Origin of the sequence: Geodermatophilus sp. TF02-6 (genome assembly GCF_003319115.1) — a bacterium.
Taxonomy (GTDB): Bacteria; Actinomycetota; Actinomycetes; order Mycobacteriales; family Geodermatophilaceae; genus Geodermatophilus.
Map to the genome: position 1 here is coordinate 76,331 of NZ_QOHF01000012.1, position 14,331 is coordinate 90,661.

Here is a 14,331-nt window from a genome sequence, read left to right on the forward strand (position 1 = left end):
CCGTCCTCCCCACCCTTGGCAGGCTCAGGGCGGGGCCCTGGACGGGGCCGTTCCATCACGTCACCGGTCGGCCCGGTTCACCGCCGAGACCACCGCCCGCAGGGACGCGGTGACGATGTTCGGGTCGATGCCCACACCCCAGAGCACCCGGTCGCCCACGGCGCACTCGACGTAGGCGGCGGCCCGGGCGTCCCCGCCGGCGGACATGGCGTGCTCGGCGTAGTCGAGCACGCGGACGTCGACGTCGACGGTCCGCAGGGCGTCGACGAAGGCCGCGATCGGCCCGTTGCCGCGGCCCCCGACGGTGACCGGTACGCCGCCGTCGACCAGCTCGACGACCATCTCGTCGAGCTGCTCGCCGTGCGCCCGGTGCCGGTGACCGGCGAGGGAGAGCCGGCCCCAGGGGGCGTCGGGGTCGGGCAGGTACTCGCTGGAGAACGCCGCCCACATCTGCCCGGCGGTGACCTCCCCGCCCTCGTCGTCGGTGTGCCGCTGGATGACGCCGCTGAACTCGATCTGCAGCCGGCGCGGCAGGTCGAGGGAGTGCTCGGTCTTCATGATGTAGGCGACGCCGCCCTTGCCGGACTGGCTGTTCACCCGGATGACCGCCTCGTAGGTGCGGCCGACGTCCTTGGGGTCGATCGGCAGGTAGGGCACCGCCCACGGCATCTGCTCGGCCGGCCGGCCGGCGGCCGCGGCGTCGGCCGCCAGCGCCGTGAAGCCCTTGTTGATCGCGTCCTGGTGGGAGCCGGAGAAGGCGGTGTAGACCAGGTCGCCGCCGTAGGGGTGCCGCTCGTGCACGCCGATCTGGTTGCAGTACTCGACGGTGCGGCGGATCTCGTCGATGTCGGAGAAGTCGATCTGCGGGTCGGTGCCCTGGCTGAACAGGTTCAGCCCCAGGGTGACCAGGTCGACGTTGCCGGTGCGCTCGCCGTTGCCGAACAGGCAGCCCTCGATGCGGTCGGCGCCGGCGCGGTGGCCCAGCTCGGCGGCGGCGACGGCGGTGCCGCGGTCGTTGTGCGGGTGCAGGGAGAGGACGACGGCGTCGCGGCGGCCCAGGTTGCGGTGCATCCACTCGATCTGGTCGGCGTAGACCGTCGGCTCGGCCATCTCCACGGTCGCGGGCAGGTTGACGATCGTCGGCCGGTCGGGCGTGGGCTCCCACACGTCGTTCACGGCGTTGCAGACCTCGACGGCGAAGTCCAGCTCGGTGCCGGTGAAGGACTCCGGCGAGTACTCGAACCGGATCTCGGTGTCGCCGGCCTGCTCGGCCAGCTTGCGCACCAGCTGCGCGCCGTGGACGGCGATGTCGACGATGCCCGCCCGGTCGGAGTCGAACACCACCCGCCGCTGCAGGGTGGACGTCGAGTTGTACAGGTGGACGATCGCCTGCCGGGCACCCCGCAGCGACTCGTAGGTGCGCTCGATCAGCTCGTCGCGGGCCTGGGTGAGCACCTGGATGGTGACGTCGTCGGGGACCAGGTCGTCCTCGACGAGCTGGCGCACGAAGTCGAAGTCGGTCTGGCTGGCCGCCGGGAAGCCCACCTCGATCTCCTTGTAGCCCATGCCGACCAGCAGCTCGAACATCCGCCGCTTGCGGTCGGGCGTCATCGGGTCGATCAGCGCCTGGTTGCCGTCGCGCAGGTCGACCGCGCACCACCGGGGCGCGGTGGTGGTGACCGTCTCCGGCCAGGTGCGGTCGGGCAGCTGGATCGGGGTGAACGGCGCGTAGCGGTGGATCGGCAGACTCGACGGCCGCTGGGGATGGCGGGCGTGCGGGTGGTTCTCGCTCAGGTTCCTGCTCACGGGTCTCGCTCCTCTGGCGCGGGCTGGACTCAGCTCCGGGTGGGGCGGTCAGCGCGGGCGCCGGGAACGCGCTCTGTCCACGGCGAGGTCTCCGCGGCGAGGGGGCCGACCTAGGAGAGGGCCTCGCCGCGGCGGGTAAGCAGGAGGCTGCCGCGCACGCCCTCACCGTAGCAGCGGGTCAGGCCAGGTCGCAGCCACACGGGCAGTCGGGGGCGTGCACCGGCCTTCTCGAGCCGTCGTCGAGCTCGTCGCACAGCGGTGGGCAGGTGCACGTCCACTCCTGCCGTTCCGGCAGCTCGCCGGCCTCCCGTCGCCGCCGGACCTCCTCCTGCCGCCGTTGCCAGGCCGCCTGTTGCCGACGCGCCCTGCGAGCCGCCGGCGAGTCGCCCGGCTGCGGGAGCTGGTGGTCGTCGGGCACGCCCAGCCGGCCGCGCCAGTGGTCGCGGGTGTACCGGAGCCGGTCGTAGGTGTACCAGGGCTGCTGCCTGCTGTACCGGCTGTCGCCGTGCCACCAGTCCTCGTCCCCGTAGCGGGTGTCCAGGTGGGCGGGGAACCGCCGACCGCCCTCGTCACGGACCGCGCCGGGGTCCATGCCCGGCACCTGTCGGCCCTCGGCGTCGACCAGCGCTAGCCGCAGCCCGGCCAGCTCGGCCGCCCGGGCCAGCACGTGCGTCGGCAGACCGCGGCGTCCGCCCTCGGCGTGCGACACGGTCGAGGCCGAGATGCCGCAGGCCGCCGCCAGCTCGCGTTGCGACAGGTCCGCCTGCCGGCGGATGCGCCGCAGCAGCCCGGGGAGGTCGAACTCGTCCACCAGGACAGCGTCGGATGGCCAGGACCCACCGGTGCTCCTCGGGGACGGGCTGTGGAGGGATCGTGCCCTGTGGACGCGCAAGGCCGGGGTGTCCTCCGGCGAGCTCGTGCTCTGCCTGCGGTGGGTACGCAGTGCACGAGCGTGCCGGGGGCCGGGAGGTGTCGCTCCTGGTGCTGTGCGTGCGGTGGGTACGCAGCGCACGAGCGTGCGGGGAGCAGGTGTCTGGCTGCCGGAGCGGCGGGCCGCTGGAGCCGGCGGTGCGGTCAGAAGCGGTGCTGCACCCGCATCCGCCAGGGGCGGCCGTCGGGGTCGTCGACCAGCCGGTAGAACGGCGTGGCCCACAGCCGGGCAGGCAGCGACAGCCGCTCGGTCCGGTGCGGGCGCAGTCGCCCGGGCGGCCGGGGCCCCCGGCGGCCCCCGGCGTGCCAGGCGTCCAGCGCCGCCGCAGAGGCCTCCAGCGCCGCCACGAACGCGTCGGGGTCGATCAGGTCGGCGTCCTCGCTGCCGTCGGGCGCCCGGTCGAGGTGCTCCCGGGCCAGCTCCAGCCGCAGGTCGCGGGCGAAGACCCGGGCGCCGTCGCCGGTGCCGGCCGGGTCGCGGGGTCCGCGCGGGTCCCGAGCGGTGTCCAGCACGGCCGAGGACAGCTCGCTGTCGTGGGTCCAGGAGCGCCGGTTGAAGTTGTCGCTGCCCACGCTGGCCCACACGTCGTCGACCACGCAGACCTTGGCGTGCACGTAGACCGGCGTCCCCTGGTGGTTCTCGACGTCGAACACGTGCACCCGGTCCCGACCCGCGCGCCGGCACGCCTCCAGCGCCTCCCACCGGCCCACGTACTGCGACCGCTTGGCGACCGCGCCGTCCTGGTCGGGTACCCGCGGCACCACCACGACCAGGTGCAGTCGCGGGTTGTCGGTCAGCGCCCGGGCGAACAGGCGGGCGACGTCGGCCGACCACATGTACTGGTCCTCCAGGTACACCAGCCGGCGGGCCCGCTCGATCGCCTTGGAGTAGCCGCGGGCGATCGACCGCTCGCCGCCCGGCGCGAAGTCGTAGGGCGGCCGGATCGCCGGGTAGGTCCGCAGGTTCTGCACCAGGTGCGGCCCGCACGGCGGGGGCGGTGGCAGCTGCGGAGGCAGTGGATCGGCCTCCAGCCGCGCATGGCGCAGCTTGTCGTGCACCCAGGCGATCGGGTGGTCGACGTCGGGACTGGTGGGGTCCTCCCAGCGCTCCCGGAACACCGTGTCGAGGACGCCGACCGCCGGCCCGCGGATCATCAGCTGGACGTCGTGCCACGGCGGTCGCGGGCCGTAGGCCGCCGCCATCGGCTGCCGCTGCGGGTCGCCGGCGTGGGTGGCGTCGTCTCGGCGCGAGTGGCACAGGTCGATGCCGCCGACGAAGGCCACGTCACGGGTCGGGTCCTGGTCGTGCCGGAGGACGACGAACTTCTGGTGGTGGCTGCCGCCCCGGCGCACCCGCTGGTCGAGGACCACCTCGCCGCCGCCGTGCTCGATCTCGGTGTCGAGGGCGCGGTTCTCCTCCTTGCTGAACGACAGCCGGTCCATGTGCGAGCGCCACACCAGCCCGCGGACGCAGACCCCGCGGCGCACCGCCTCGGTGAATAGCTGCGCGACCGTCGGCCCGCCGGGGCGCAGCTGCTCGTCGGGGTCGCCCCGCCAGTCGGTGAAGAACAGGTGGTCACCCTCGTCCAGGGCCTGCACGCACTCGACCAGCCGGTCGAAGTACGTGGCGCCGTGCACGAGCGGTGCGGCGAGGTTGCCCTCGGTGTACGCGGGCAGGCTGGTGGCCGGGTTCCCGCGTTCCTCGGCCGTCAGCAGCCAGCGCTCCGGGTCGTCCACGGCGTGATCACATCGTCCCGCCTCCGGGGACGCAACCACGGCGGCTCCCGGGACGTCGGTAGCCTGTGGACCCGTGGCCCTCGTCGTCCAGAAGTACGGCGGTTCGTCCGTCGCCTCCGCCGCGCACGTCAAGCGCGTCGCCGAGCGGATCGTCGCGGCGAAGAAGGACGGCGACGACGTCGTCGTCGTCGTCTCCGCGATGGGCGACACCACCGACGAGCTGCTCGACCAGGCCGCTCAGATCACCGACGACCCGCCCGGCCGCGAGCTGGACATGCTGCTCACCGCCGGCGAGCGCATCTCCATGGCCCTGCTGGCCATCGCGATCAACACGCACGGCTACGAAGCGCGCTCGTTCACCGGGTCGCAGGCCGGGGTGATCACCACCTCCAGCCACGGCAAGGCGCGGATCATCGACGTCACGCCCGGCCGGCTGCGCGACGCCCTCGACGAGGGCGCGATCGTCATCGTCGCCGGCTTCCAGGGCGTCAGCCAGGACACCAAGGACGTGACCACCCTGGGCCGCGGCGGCTCGGACACCACCGCCGTCGCCGTCGCCGCCGCCCTGCACGCCGACGTCTGCGAGATCTACACCGACGTCGACGGCGTGTTCACCGCCGACCCGCGGATCGTCCCCAACGCCCGGCGCCTGGAGACCACCACCTACGAGGAGATGCTCGAACTCGCCGCCTCCGGCGCCAAGGTGCTCGTGCTCCGGTGCGTCGAGTACGCCCGCCGCTACGGCATCCCGGTGCACGTCCGCAGCTCCTACTCACAGCTCCCCGGCACGACGGTGACCGGCTCGATGGAGGACCTCCCGGTGGAACAGGCGATCATCACGGGCGTCGCGCACGACCGCTCCGAGGGCAAGATCACCGTCTACGGGGTGCCCGACCGGCCGGGCGAGGCCGCGCAGATCTTCCGCGTCCTGGCCGACGCCGAGGTCAACATCGACATGATCGTGCAGAACGTGTCGGCCGAGGCCAGCAAGCTCGCCGACATCTCCTTCACGCTGCCCAAGAGCGACGGCCCGGCCGCGCTGGCCGCGCTGGAGAAGGTCAGGCACACCGTCGGCTACACCGACGTCCGCTTCGACCAGCACATCGGCAAGGTGAGCCTGGTCGGGGCCGGCATGCGCTCCCACCCGGGCGTCTCGGCACGGTTCTTCGGCGCGCTGGCCGACGCCGGCGTCAACCTCGAGCTGATCAGCACCTCGGAGATCCGCATCTCCGTGGTGTGCCGCGACACCGACGTGGACCTCGCCGTCCGCGCGGTGCACGACGCCTTCGACCTGGGCACCGACGAGGCGCAGGCGGTCGTCTACGGAGGGACCGGGCGATGAGCACGTCCACGGACGACGGCCTGCGCGTCGGCGTCGTCGGCGCCACCGGCCAGGTCGGCGGCGTTCTGCGCCAGATCCTCGCCGAGCGGGGCTTCCCGATCGGCGAGCTGCGCTTCTTCGCCTCCGCCCGCTCCGCCGGCTCCACCCTGCCGTGGGGCGACGGGGAGATCCCCGTCGAGGACGCCGCCACCGCCGACCCCACCGGCCTGGACGTCGCGCTGTTCTCCGCCGGCGCGGCCACCTCGCGGGTGCAGGCGCCGCGGTTCGCCGAGGCCGGCGTCACCGTCATCGACAACAGCTCCGCCTGGCGCCGGGACCCCGACGTCCCGCTGATCGTCGCCGAGGTCAACCCGCACGCGCTGGCCGAGGTGCGCAAGGGCATCATCGCCAACCCCAACTGCACCACCATGGCCGCGATGCCGGTGCTCAAGCCGCTGCACGACGAGGCGCAGCTGGTGCGCATCGTCGCCAGCACCTACCAGGCGGTCTCCGGCAGCGGGCTGGCCGGCGTCGAGGAACTGGACACCCAGGTCAAGGCGGTCGTCGACAAAGCCGCCGAGCTGACCCACGACGGCGCCGCGGTCACCTTCCCCGAGCCGGTCAAGTACGTGCGGCCCATCGCGTTCGACGTGCTGCCCATGGCCGGCTCGCTGGTCGACGACGGCACGTTCGAGACCGACGAGGAGCAGAAGCTCCGCAACGAGAGCCGCAAGATCCTCGAGATCCCGGACCTGCGGGTGTCGGGCACCTGCGTGCGCGTGCCGGTCTTCACCGGGCACTCGCTGTCGCTCAACCTGGAATTCGAGCGTGAGCTCTCCGTCGAGCGGGCCACCGAGCTGCTGTCGACGGCGCCTGGCGTGGAGCTCTCCGACGTCCCCACGCCGCTGCAGGCGGCCGGGCGGGACCCGAGCTACGTGGGCCGCATCCGGCAGGACCCGGGGGTGGACGACGGCCGCGGGCTGGCGCTGTTCGTGAGCAACGACAACCTGCGCAAGGGCGCCGCGCTCAACACCGTCCAGATCGCCGAACTCGTCGCCGCCGCCCGCTGACCGGACCGACCTGTGCGGGTTCCCAGGCCACGCGCAGCATCTCGGCCTACCCTTCCCCGGTCCCTGCCCAGCAGCGAGCAGCGAACGGGGGACCATGAGCCCGTCTCCGCCCCACCCCCGGACCGTGACCGGCGTCCGGCAGCGGGAGCGCGCCCGCATCGCCCGGCGGCTCGCCGCGGTCTGCGCGGTCGCCGCTCTCGCGGCCGTCGCGGTCTTCGGCGTGTCACCGCGGTGGCCCTGGCACGACTTCTTCGACCTGCACGTCTACCGCGGAGCGGTCCGGTGGTGGCTCGACGGCCGCCCGCTCTACCAGTTCCTCCTCGGGTCCACTCCCTACGGGTTCACCTACCCGCCCTTCGCCGCCGTCGCGCTGCTGCCCCTGGCTCTGGTGGCGCAGCAGGTGGCGGAGGTGGCCATGCTGGCTGTGTCGGGGCTGCTGGTCGTCGCGCTCACCGCGTGGCTCGTCGCCCCGCTCGCCCGCCGGCACGGCTGGCCGCGCTGGTTCGCCGCCGCGCTGGCCGTGCCGGTCGTCCTCGCGCTCGAGCCGGTCCGGGAGACGCTCGGCTACGGGCAGCTGAACGTCGTGCTGCTCGCGCTCGTGCTGGCCGACCTGGTCGGGCTGCGCCGCGGAGCGCGGTGGGCGGGTGCCGGCATCGGGCTGGCCACGGCGGTCAAGCTCACCCCCGGGCTGTTCGTGGTGTACCTGCTGCTGACCCGGAGGCTGCGGGCCGCCGCGGTCGCCGGCGCGACCTTCCTCGCCGCGACCGCGGTGGGCTTCGCCGTCGACACCCGGGGCTCCTGGACCTACTGGACCCATGCGCTGTGGGAGACCGGCCGGGTGGGGGCGCTGGCGAGCGTGTCCAACACCTCCCTCATGGGTGTGCTGGCCCGGGCGACCCCCGGGGAGCGGCCGAGCGCCGGGCTCTGGCTGGTCCTGGTCGCGGTCGTCCTCACCGCCGCCCTGTGGCGGGCGCTGCGCGCCTGGCAGGCCGGTGACGACCTCGTCGGGTTCACGCTCGTCGGCCTGGCCGCCTGCCTGGCCAGCCCGATCACGTGGACGCACCACCTGACCTGGCTCGTCCCGGCCCTCGCCGTCCTCGTGGACGTCGCCGCGGGGACGCCGCCGTCCACCGCGACGCCCCAGCTGCTCCGGCGGCCGCGGGCCGCGCGGGCCACGGCCGGGCTGCTCGCGCTCGCCGTGCTGCTGGTCTTCGGGTTGTCGCTGATGTGGATCGGCGTGCCCCCGCCCAACACCCCGGGACGGGACACCAGCGGGGTGCTGCACAGCGACCTGTACGCGGTCGTCCTCGTCGCGCTCGTCGCCCTGCTGCCGGTGCGGGCGATGACATCGTCGGCCTGCCGGCCGACACCGCGGCCAGGTGCCGTCCCCGACCGTCGTTGAGCTCCAGGCTCCCGTCCCTGCTCGGGGGAGCCTCCGGCCCCCACTCACAGGGACCACCCGCGGCCAGGTGCCGTCCCCGACCGTCGTTGAGCCCCAGGCTCCCGTCCCTGCTCGGGGGACCCTCCGGGCCCCCACTCGGCCGGACCCGGCTACGCCGGTCCGTACCCGGTGGTGGTCGCCTACGGCTTGACGTGGCGCAGCGCAAAGGACAGCGCCACCTCGACCTGACGGATGGTCTCCTCGACGACCAGCGAGCCGTGGCCGGCGTCGAACCGGTACACCTCGTGCGGCTTGCCCAGCTCCTCCAGGCGCCCCAGGTAGTTGTCGATCTGCCGGATCGGGCAGCGCGGGTCGTTGGCGCCGGCCACCACCAGCACCGGCGCGCGCACCTGGTCGACGTAGGTGATCGGTGAGGAGCGCACGTAGACGTCGCGCACCTCGTCCGGCGACCCGCCGAACAGCGCGCGGTCGTAGGCCCGCAGGCCCTCCATCTCGTCCTCGTAGGCGGCCAGGTAGTCGGCCACCGGCACCTCGGCGATGCCCGCCGCCCAGCGCTGCGGCTGGGTGCCCAGCCCGAGCAGGGTGAGGAAGCCGCCCCACGACCCGCCGGAGATCAGCGCCCGGGACGGGTCGACGAACCCCTCGGCGACCAGCGCGTCGTACACGGCGGCGACGTCCTCGAGCTCGGTGAGCCCGGGCCGGCCGGTGAGGGCGTCCCGCCAGGCGCTGCCGTAGCCGGTCGACCCGCGGTAGTTGACGTGCACGACCGCGTACCCGGCGTCCACGTAGGCCGCCCGGCGGGCGCGGTAGGAGTCGTCGTCGGCCGCCTCTGGGCCGCCGTGCACCAGGAACGCCGTCGCGTACGGCGCCGCACCGGCCGGGCGCACCACCAGCGCGTGGACGTCCCCGCCCGGGCCGGGCACCCAGCGGTCCTCCACCGGGTAGCCGGCCGGCGGCTCCTCGCCCGGTGCGGCCAGCACCACCGGTCCGTCGGCCCGGCGGACCACCGGCGGCCGCTCCGAACTCGACCAGGCCAGCTCCACGGTGCCGTCGGGGCGGGCGGTGGCCCCGCGCACGACGCCGCGCGGGGTGTCCAGCCGCTCCAGCGCCCCGCTGGCCAGGTCGTAGCGGTAGAGCTCGCTGCGGGCGGCGGAGTCGTGGCCGACCAGCAACGCCGACCCATCGGGGTACCAGCCGGCCGTCACGTCGCCGGGCAGGTCCAGCACGATCTCGGTCTCGGTGTCGGCGCCGACGTCCCAGATCAGCAGCTCCTCGCGGCCGCGCCGCTCGTGGCCGACCAGCAACCGCCGGTCCCCGGGCAGCGGGGCGAACTCCAGCGCGTGCAGGCCGCGGCCCTCGCCGTCCCACCTCTCGGCGACGACCGCGGGTGCGTCCTCGGTGGTGGTGTCGGTGCACAGCACCCGCAGCGCCGGGTAGCGCGGGTCGCCGTGCTCGGAGTGCGAGACGACCAGCAGGTCCTCGTCGTGGGTCAGCGCGTCGACCGACGCCGGGTCCTCGTGCCGGTAGACCACCCGCGGCGTCCCGCCGACCGGGGTCAGCCACAGCTCCGAGCCGTCGTCGGTGGAGCGACCGACGGCCACCACGGAGGTGCCGATCTCCAGCCCGGCGGGGTAGGCCGGTCCGACCTCGGGGACGGCGACGCGGTCGTCGCCGCCGGCGAAGGGCTGCACCATCCACACGCCGAACTCGTCGCCGTCGGTGTCGGCGAACCACCAGACGGTCTCGCCGTCCGGGGACAGGGTGCCGATCAGCGTGCCGTTGGCCCGGTCGGTGACCTGGCGGTGGACGTCGGTCGTGCGGTCCCAGGCGTACTGCTCCACCACGCCGCTGACGTCGGAGGAGTACAGGCAGCGGTGCGGGGCCTCCAGCGCCCAGTCCGGCAGGCTCACCCGGGGCGCGCGGAAGCGGGCCTGCCAGCGGGCGGTGACCTCCGGCGGCAGGGCCGGCGTGTACGGCGTCGGCGTCTCCGGGGTGATCACACCGGCCTCGACGGGAGCGGAGGTCGCGGGCTCGTTCACCGGCTCATCTTCCCCGACCCGGGGAACGGCTCCGGCGGGGGCTCGGCGCCCGATCGGGCCCCCGCGCCCGGGATCAGCCCGCGTCGATCTCGGCCGCCTCGGCGCCGCCGGCGGAGGTCCCGAGAACGACTCGGGGGCCGCCTCGTGGCGGCCCCCGAGAGGAGAGTCGGGGTGACAGGATTTGAACCTGCGACCTCGTCGTCCCGAACGACGCGCGCTACCAAGCTGCGCCACACCCCGAGGTGTGCGGCGACCACTGTACCGTCCCGCTCTCCGCGGCCCCTCTGCAGGGTCCCGCTGCGAGCTTGCGAGCGGTGGGGGGCAGAGGGGTCCTTCTTCAGCCCTGACGGGCGGTGAGGGAGATGAGCGTCGCCTCCGGCGGGCAGGCGAACCGGGCCGGCGCGTAGGGGCTCGTGCCCAGCCCGGCGGAGACGTGCAGCCAGGTACCGCCGGGGTTCCGCGCCGAGGGCTCGGCCCAGCGGTGCAGCCAACGGGCCCGGTCGCGGTCGATGCCGCAGTTGGTCACCAGCGCCCCGTAGAACGGCACCCGCAGCTGGCCGCCGTGGGTGTGACCGCACAGGAGCAGGTCGTGGCCGTCGGCGGCGAACCGGTCGAGCACCCGGGGCTCGGGGGAGTGGGCCAGCCCGATCCGCAGGTCGGCGGCGCGGTCGGCGGGGCCGGCGACGAGGTCGTAGCGGTCCCGCCGCAGGTGCGAGTCGTCGACCCCGGCGAAGGCGATCCGCCGCCCGCCGACGGTGAGCTCGCCCTGGGCGTTGGTGAGGTCCAGCCAGCCGCGCCGGGTCATCGCGTCGCGCAGGTCGCGCCAGGGCAGCGGGTCGCCGTGCACCCGCGCGTGCTCGCGCTTGAAGTACTTCAGCGGGTTCTTCGGCCGGGGTGCGAAGTAGTCGTTGCTGGCCATGACGAACACCCCGGGCAGGTCCAGCAGCGGATCGAGGGCCCGCAGCGTCCCGGGGACGGCGTCGTGCCCGGCCAGGTTGTCGCCGGTGTCGACGACCAGGTCCGGCTCGAGCTCGGCGAGCGAGGCCACCCACTCCTGCTTGGACCGCTGCCCGGCGGTCATGTGCAGGTCGGACAGGTGCAGCACGGTGAGCGGCGCGGAGCCCGGCGCGAGCACCGGGACGTCGAAGCGGCGCAGCGTCCAGCGGTTGCGCTCGTAGAGGGAGGCGTAGGCGATCCCCGCGCCCGCCGACGCGAGGACGGCGGTGGGGAGGGCTGTGGTCGCGCGCACGGTCGCCCAGGGTACGCAGCGCGCTGGCCCGGCCCGCCGTGCCAGGCTGGAGCCGTGCCCGACCTCAAGGACCGGCTGCGCGCCGACCTGACCACCGCGATGAAGTCCCGCGACGAGCTGCGCACCGCCACCCTGCGGATGGTGCTGGCCGCGGTCAGCGCCGAGGAGGTCGCCGGCACGCAGGCCCGCGAGCTGTCCGACGACGAGGTGCAGGCCGTGCTGCGCCGGGAGGCGAGGAAGCGCCGCGAGGCCGCCGACGCGTTCGCCGCCGCCGGCCGCGCCGAGCAGGCCGACCGGGAGCGGGCCGAGGGCGACGTGCTCGCCGGCTACCTGCCCGCCCAGCTGGCCGACGCCGACCTGGCCGCCCTCGTCGCCGACGTCATCACCCGCACCGGGGCCGGCAGCGTGCGGGACATGGGGCGGGTCATGGGCGTGGCGCAGGCCGAGGTCGCCGGCCGCGCCGAGGGCGCCCGGGTCGCCGCCGAGGTCCGCCGCCAGCTGGGCTGAGCCGGGTCAGCCGGCGGGCGTGCCGACGGCTGCGGCGGCGGGATCGGTGGCCGACGGGACGGCGGGGTCGCCCAGGACCTGGCCGGTCGCCGGGTCCGGAGCCGGAACCTGATCGGTGGGGGCCCGGTCGGTCGGGGCCTGGTCGGTCGGGGCCTGGGCCGCGGGGGCCTGGCCGGCCGGCGTCCCGGCGCCGGCCGCGTCCGCTGCCTGCTGGGGGCTGCCCGGATCGGTGGGCTGCTCGGCGACCGCGAGCGCCGGGCCGGCCGGCGGGAAGGGCACCATCGGCTGCCCGGTGAGGATGGGCGCCATCGCGTCGTGCCAGATCGTGGCGCCCTTGCCGCCGCCGAAGCCGCCGACGCTCCGGTCGGCCACCGAGTTGAACACCATCACGCTCGCGGCGTACTGCGGCGTGTAACCGACGAAGGCGACGGAGGCGTTGTTGTTGATCGTCCCGGTCTTGCCGGCGATCTGCTGCCCCGGGACGTAGGCGCGCGCCGCCGTCTGCCCCGGGTTCCCGGGTTCGACGTCCTTGCGCAGCATCTGGTTGAGCGTGGTGGCCACGCCCGGCGGGATCGCCTCCGGGGTGCAGCTGTCGCCGGTGACGACCGGCTGCCCGCCGTCGTCGGTGAGCGGCCGGCCGTCGTGGTCGAGGACGGCGGTGACCGGGGTCGGGTCGCACCGGGTGCCGCCGGCCGCCAGCGTGGAGTACGCGCTGACCAGGTCCAGCGGGCTGGTCGCGTCGGTGCCGAAGGTGAACGAGCCCCGGTTCTCCGCGATGATCGTGTCCGCCGGGTACTGGTTGGCGGCGTCGAAGTGCATGCCCATCCGCTCGGCCATGCGCACCGGCCCCTCGATCGAGCCCAGCTGGTCCTCGAGCGCCAGGAAGTAGGTGTTCGAGGACATGTACAGCGCCCGCTCCATGTCGAGCGTGCGGGGGTAGTTGTCGCCGACGTTCTCCACGGTGTAGGGAGCGCGGCCGTTCTTGTAGACCCGCGACGCGTACGGCTCGCTCGTGGTGATCACGTGGTGCGGGGAGAAGCCCTTCTCCAGCGCGGCGGCGGCGGTGAACACCTTGTAGGTCGACCCGGAGCCCTTGCTCGGGACGACGTTGAAGTTGACCGACTCGCACTCCGGCCCGTCGCACCCGAAGCGGCGGTTGTTGGACATCGCCAGCACGTGGCCGGTGCCCGGCTCCACCGCGGTGTAGACACCGACCAGCTCGTCGCCCATGGTCAGGGTGTTCAGCACGGCCTGGTCGCCGGCGGCCTGCACGTCGGGGCGCAGCGTGGTCTGGATGGTCAGCCCGCCGTCGTCCAGAGTGGACTGGGGGATGCCGAGGGTCTGGATCAGGTACTGCTGCACGTAGGCGCAGAAGAACCCGCCGATGGCGGCGTTGACGCACCCGTTGGGCGGGGCCTGCCCGGGCTGGACGGCGACCGGCGAGGCGGAGACCTCCTCGAGCTCCTGCTGGCTGATGTGGCCCAGGTCGAACATCCGCTGCAGCACCTGGTTGCGCCGGGCCTGCGCGTTCTCCGGGTTGCCGATCGGGTCGTCGTTGGCCGGGCTCTGCACCAGGCCGGCCAGCACCGCCGCCTGCGGCAGGGTGAGGTCGGCGGCCTCGACGCTGAAGTACCGCCGGGCGGCGGCCTGGATGCCGTAGGCGCCCTGGCCGAAGTACACGGCGTTGAGGTAGCGGGTGAGGATCTCGTCCTTGGAGTAGGTCTCCTCCAGGGCCAGCGCCAGCCGGGCCTCGCGCAGCTTGCGGCCGGGGGTCTGCTCGGTGGCCGCCTGCCGCTCCTCGGGGGTGTCCGCCGTCTGCAGCAGGGTCTGCTTGACCAGCTGCTGGGTCAGCGTCGAGCCGCCCTCGCGCACCGTGCCGGCCGCCACGTTGGTCACCAGCGCGCGCAGGGTGCCCTGCACGTCCAGCCCGTTGTGCTCGTAGAAGCGCGAGTCCTCGATGTCGACCAGCGCCTGCTTCACGACGTCGCTGATCCGGTCGCCGGCCACCGGCGTGCGGTTGTCCCGGTAGAACATCGTGATCAGCGACCCGTCGGCGGCGAGCACCCGCGTGTTGCCGGCCGGCGCGGCGTCGGTGAGCTCCACCGGCAGCGCGTCGAGCAGGGACGCGGAGTTGCGCGCGACCAGGCCGGCGCCCCCGACGAAGGGCAGCAGCAGGCCGGCGAGCAGCGCTCCGGCGAGGACGATCATCCCGGCGAGCTTGGCGAGGACCCGGGCGCGGGAGGGGGCGGCGGCAGACATCGCCAGCCACT

10 protein-coding genes and 1 tRNA gene are annotated in these 14,331 nt (G+C 74.2%); 4 read left to right on the forward strand and 7 right to left on the reverse strand.

All coding sequences use genetic code 11. The annotated features are described in order from the left end of the window. Positions 1-60: 60 nt before the first annotated feature. From leuA to DQ238_RS12580, 3 genes are all read right to left on the reverse strand, one after another. Positions 61-1,806: a 2-isopropylmalate synthase gene (gene leuA / locus DQ238_RS12570; RefSeq protein ID WP_233495922.1), complete on the reverse strand. Its 1,746-nt coding sequence runs from the start codon at positions 1,804-1,806 to the stop codon at positions 61-63. Between the two features lie 178 nt (positions 1,807-1,984). After that, positions 1,985-2,617 carry a helix-turn-helix domain-containing protein gene (locus tag DQ238_RS22815; protein ID WP_158550775.1) on the reverse strand — a complete coding sequence of 211 codons (633 nt, stop codon included), beginning with the start codon at positions 2,615-2,617 and terminating at the stop codon, positions 1,985-1,987. A 263-nt stretch (positions 2,618-2,880) separates the two neighbouring features. After that, positions 2,881-4,473: a phospholipase D-like domain-containing protein gene (locus DQ238_RS12580; RefSeq protein ID WP_113781610.1), complete on the reverse strand. Its 1,593-nt coding sequence runs from the start codon at positions 4,471-4,473 to the stop codon at positions 2,881-2,883. Positions 4,474-4,546: 73 nt separating this feature from the next. Between DQ238_RS12580 and DQ238_RS12585 the strand changes: the two genes are divergently transcribed. The 3 genes from DQ238_RS12585 to DQ238_RS12595 all read left to right on the forward strand — a co-directional run bounded on the left by DQ238_RS12585 (position 4,547) and on the right by DQ238_RS12595 (position 8,266). Then, positions 4,547-5,815, forward strand: a complete 1,269-nt coding sequence (locus DQ238_RS12585; protein WP_113781611.1) for an aspartate kinase — start codon at positions 4,547-4,549, stop codon at positions 5,813-5,815. Then, entirely contained in the window at positions 5,812-6,864 is a 1,053-nt protein-coding gene (locus tag DQ238_RS12590) for an aspartate-semialdehyde dehydrogenase (RefSeq protein WP_113781612.1), read from the forward strand. Before DQ238_RS12585 ends, DQ238_RS12590 begins: the two co-directional genes overlap by 4 nt. Before the next feature lie 124 nt (positions 6,865-6,988). Continuing rightward, complete coding sequence (locus DQ238_RS12595; RefSeq protein WP_113781613.1) at positions 6,989-8,266, forward strand: glycosyltransferase 87 family protein; 1,278 nt, start codon at positions 6,989-6,991, stop codon at positions 8,264-8,266. A 179-nt stretch (positions 8,267-8,445) separates the two neighbouring features. Here the strand turns inward: DQ238_RS12595 and DQ238_RS12600 are convergent, their stop codons facing one another. The 3 genes from DQ238_RS12600 to DQ238_RS12610 all read right to left on the reverse strand — a co-directional run bounded on the left by DQ238_RS12600 (position 8,446) and on the right by DQ238_RS12610 (position 11,554). Continuing rightward, entirely contained in the window at positions 8,446-10,305 is a 1,860-nt protein-coding gene (locus tag DQ238_RS12600) for a prolyl oligopeptidase family serine peptidase (protein ID WP_113781614.1), read from the reverse strand. Positions 10,306-10,471: 166 nt separating this feature from the next. Continuing rightward, a tRNA-Pro gene (locus tag DQ238_RS12605) sits at positions 10,472-10,545 on the reverse strand. 97 nt (positions 10,546-10,642) lie between these two features. After that, positions 10,643-11,554 (reverse strand): metallophosphoesterase, encoded by a 912-nt coding sequence (locus tag DQ238_RS12610; protein ID WP_113781615.1) that lies wholly within the window; start codon positions 11,552-11,554, stop codon positions 10,643-10,645. A gap of 54 nt (positions 11,555-11,608) precedes the next feature. Between DQ238_RS12610 and DQ238_RS12615 the strand changes: the two genes are divergently transcribed. Next, complete coding sequence (locus DQ238_RS12615; RefSeq protein ID WP_113781616.1) at positions 11,609-12,061, forward strand: GatB/YqeY domain-containing protein; 453 nt, start codon at positions 11,609-11,611, stop codon at positions 12,059-12,061. 6 nt (positions 12,062-12,067) lie between these two features. Here DQ238_RS12615 and DQ238_RS12620 read toward each other — a convergent pair whose 3' ends face one another. Further along, on the reverse strand, positions 12,068-14,320 hold the full coding sequence (locus tag DQ238_RS12620) for a transglycosylase domain-containing protein (protein WP_113781617.1): 2,253 nt from the start codon (positions 14,318-14,320) through the stop codon (positions 12,068-12,070). Positions 14,321-14,331: the final 11 nt, after the last annotated feature.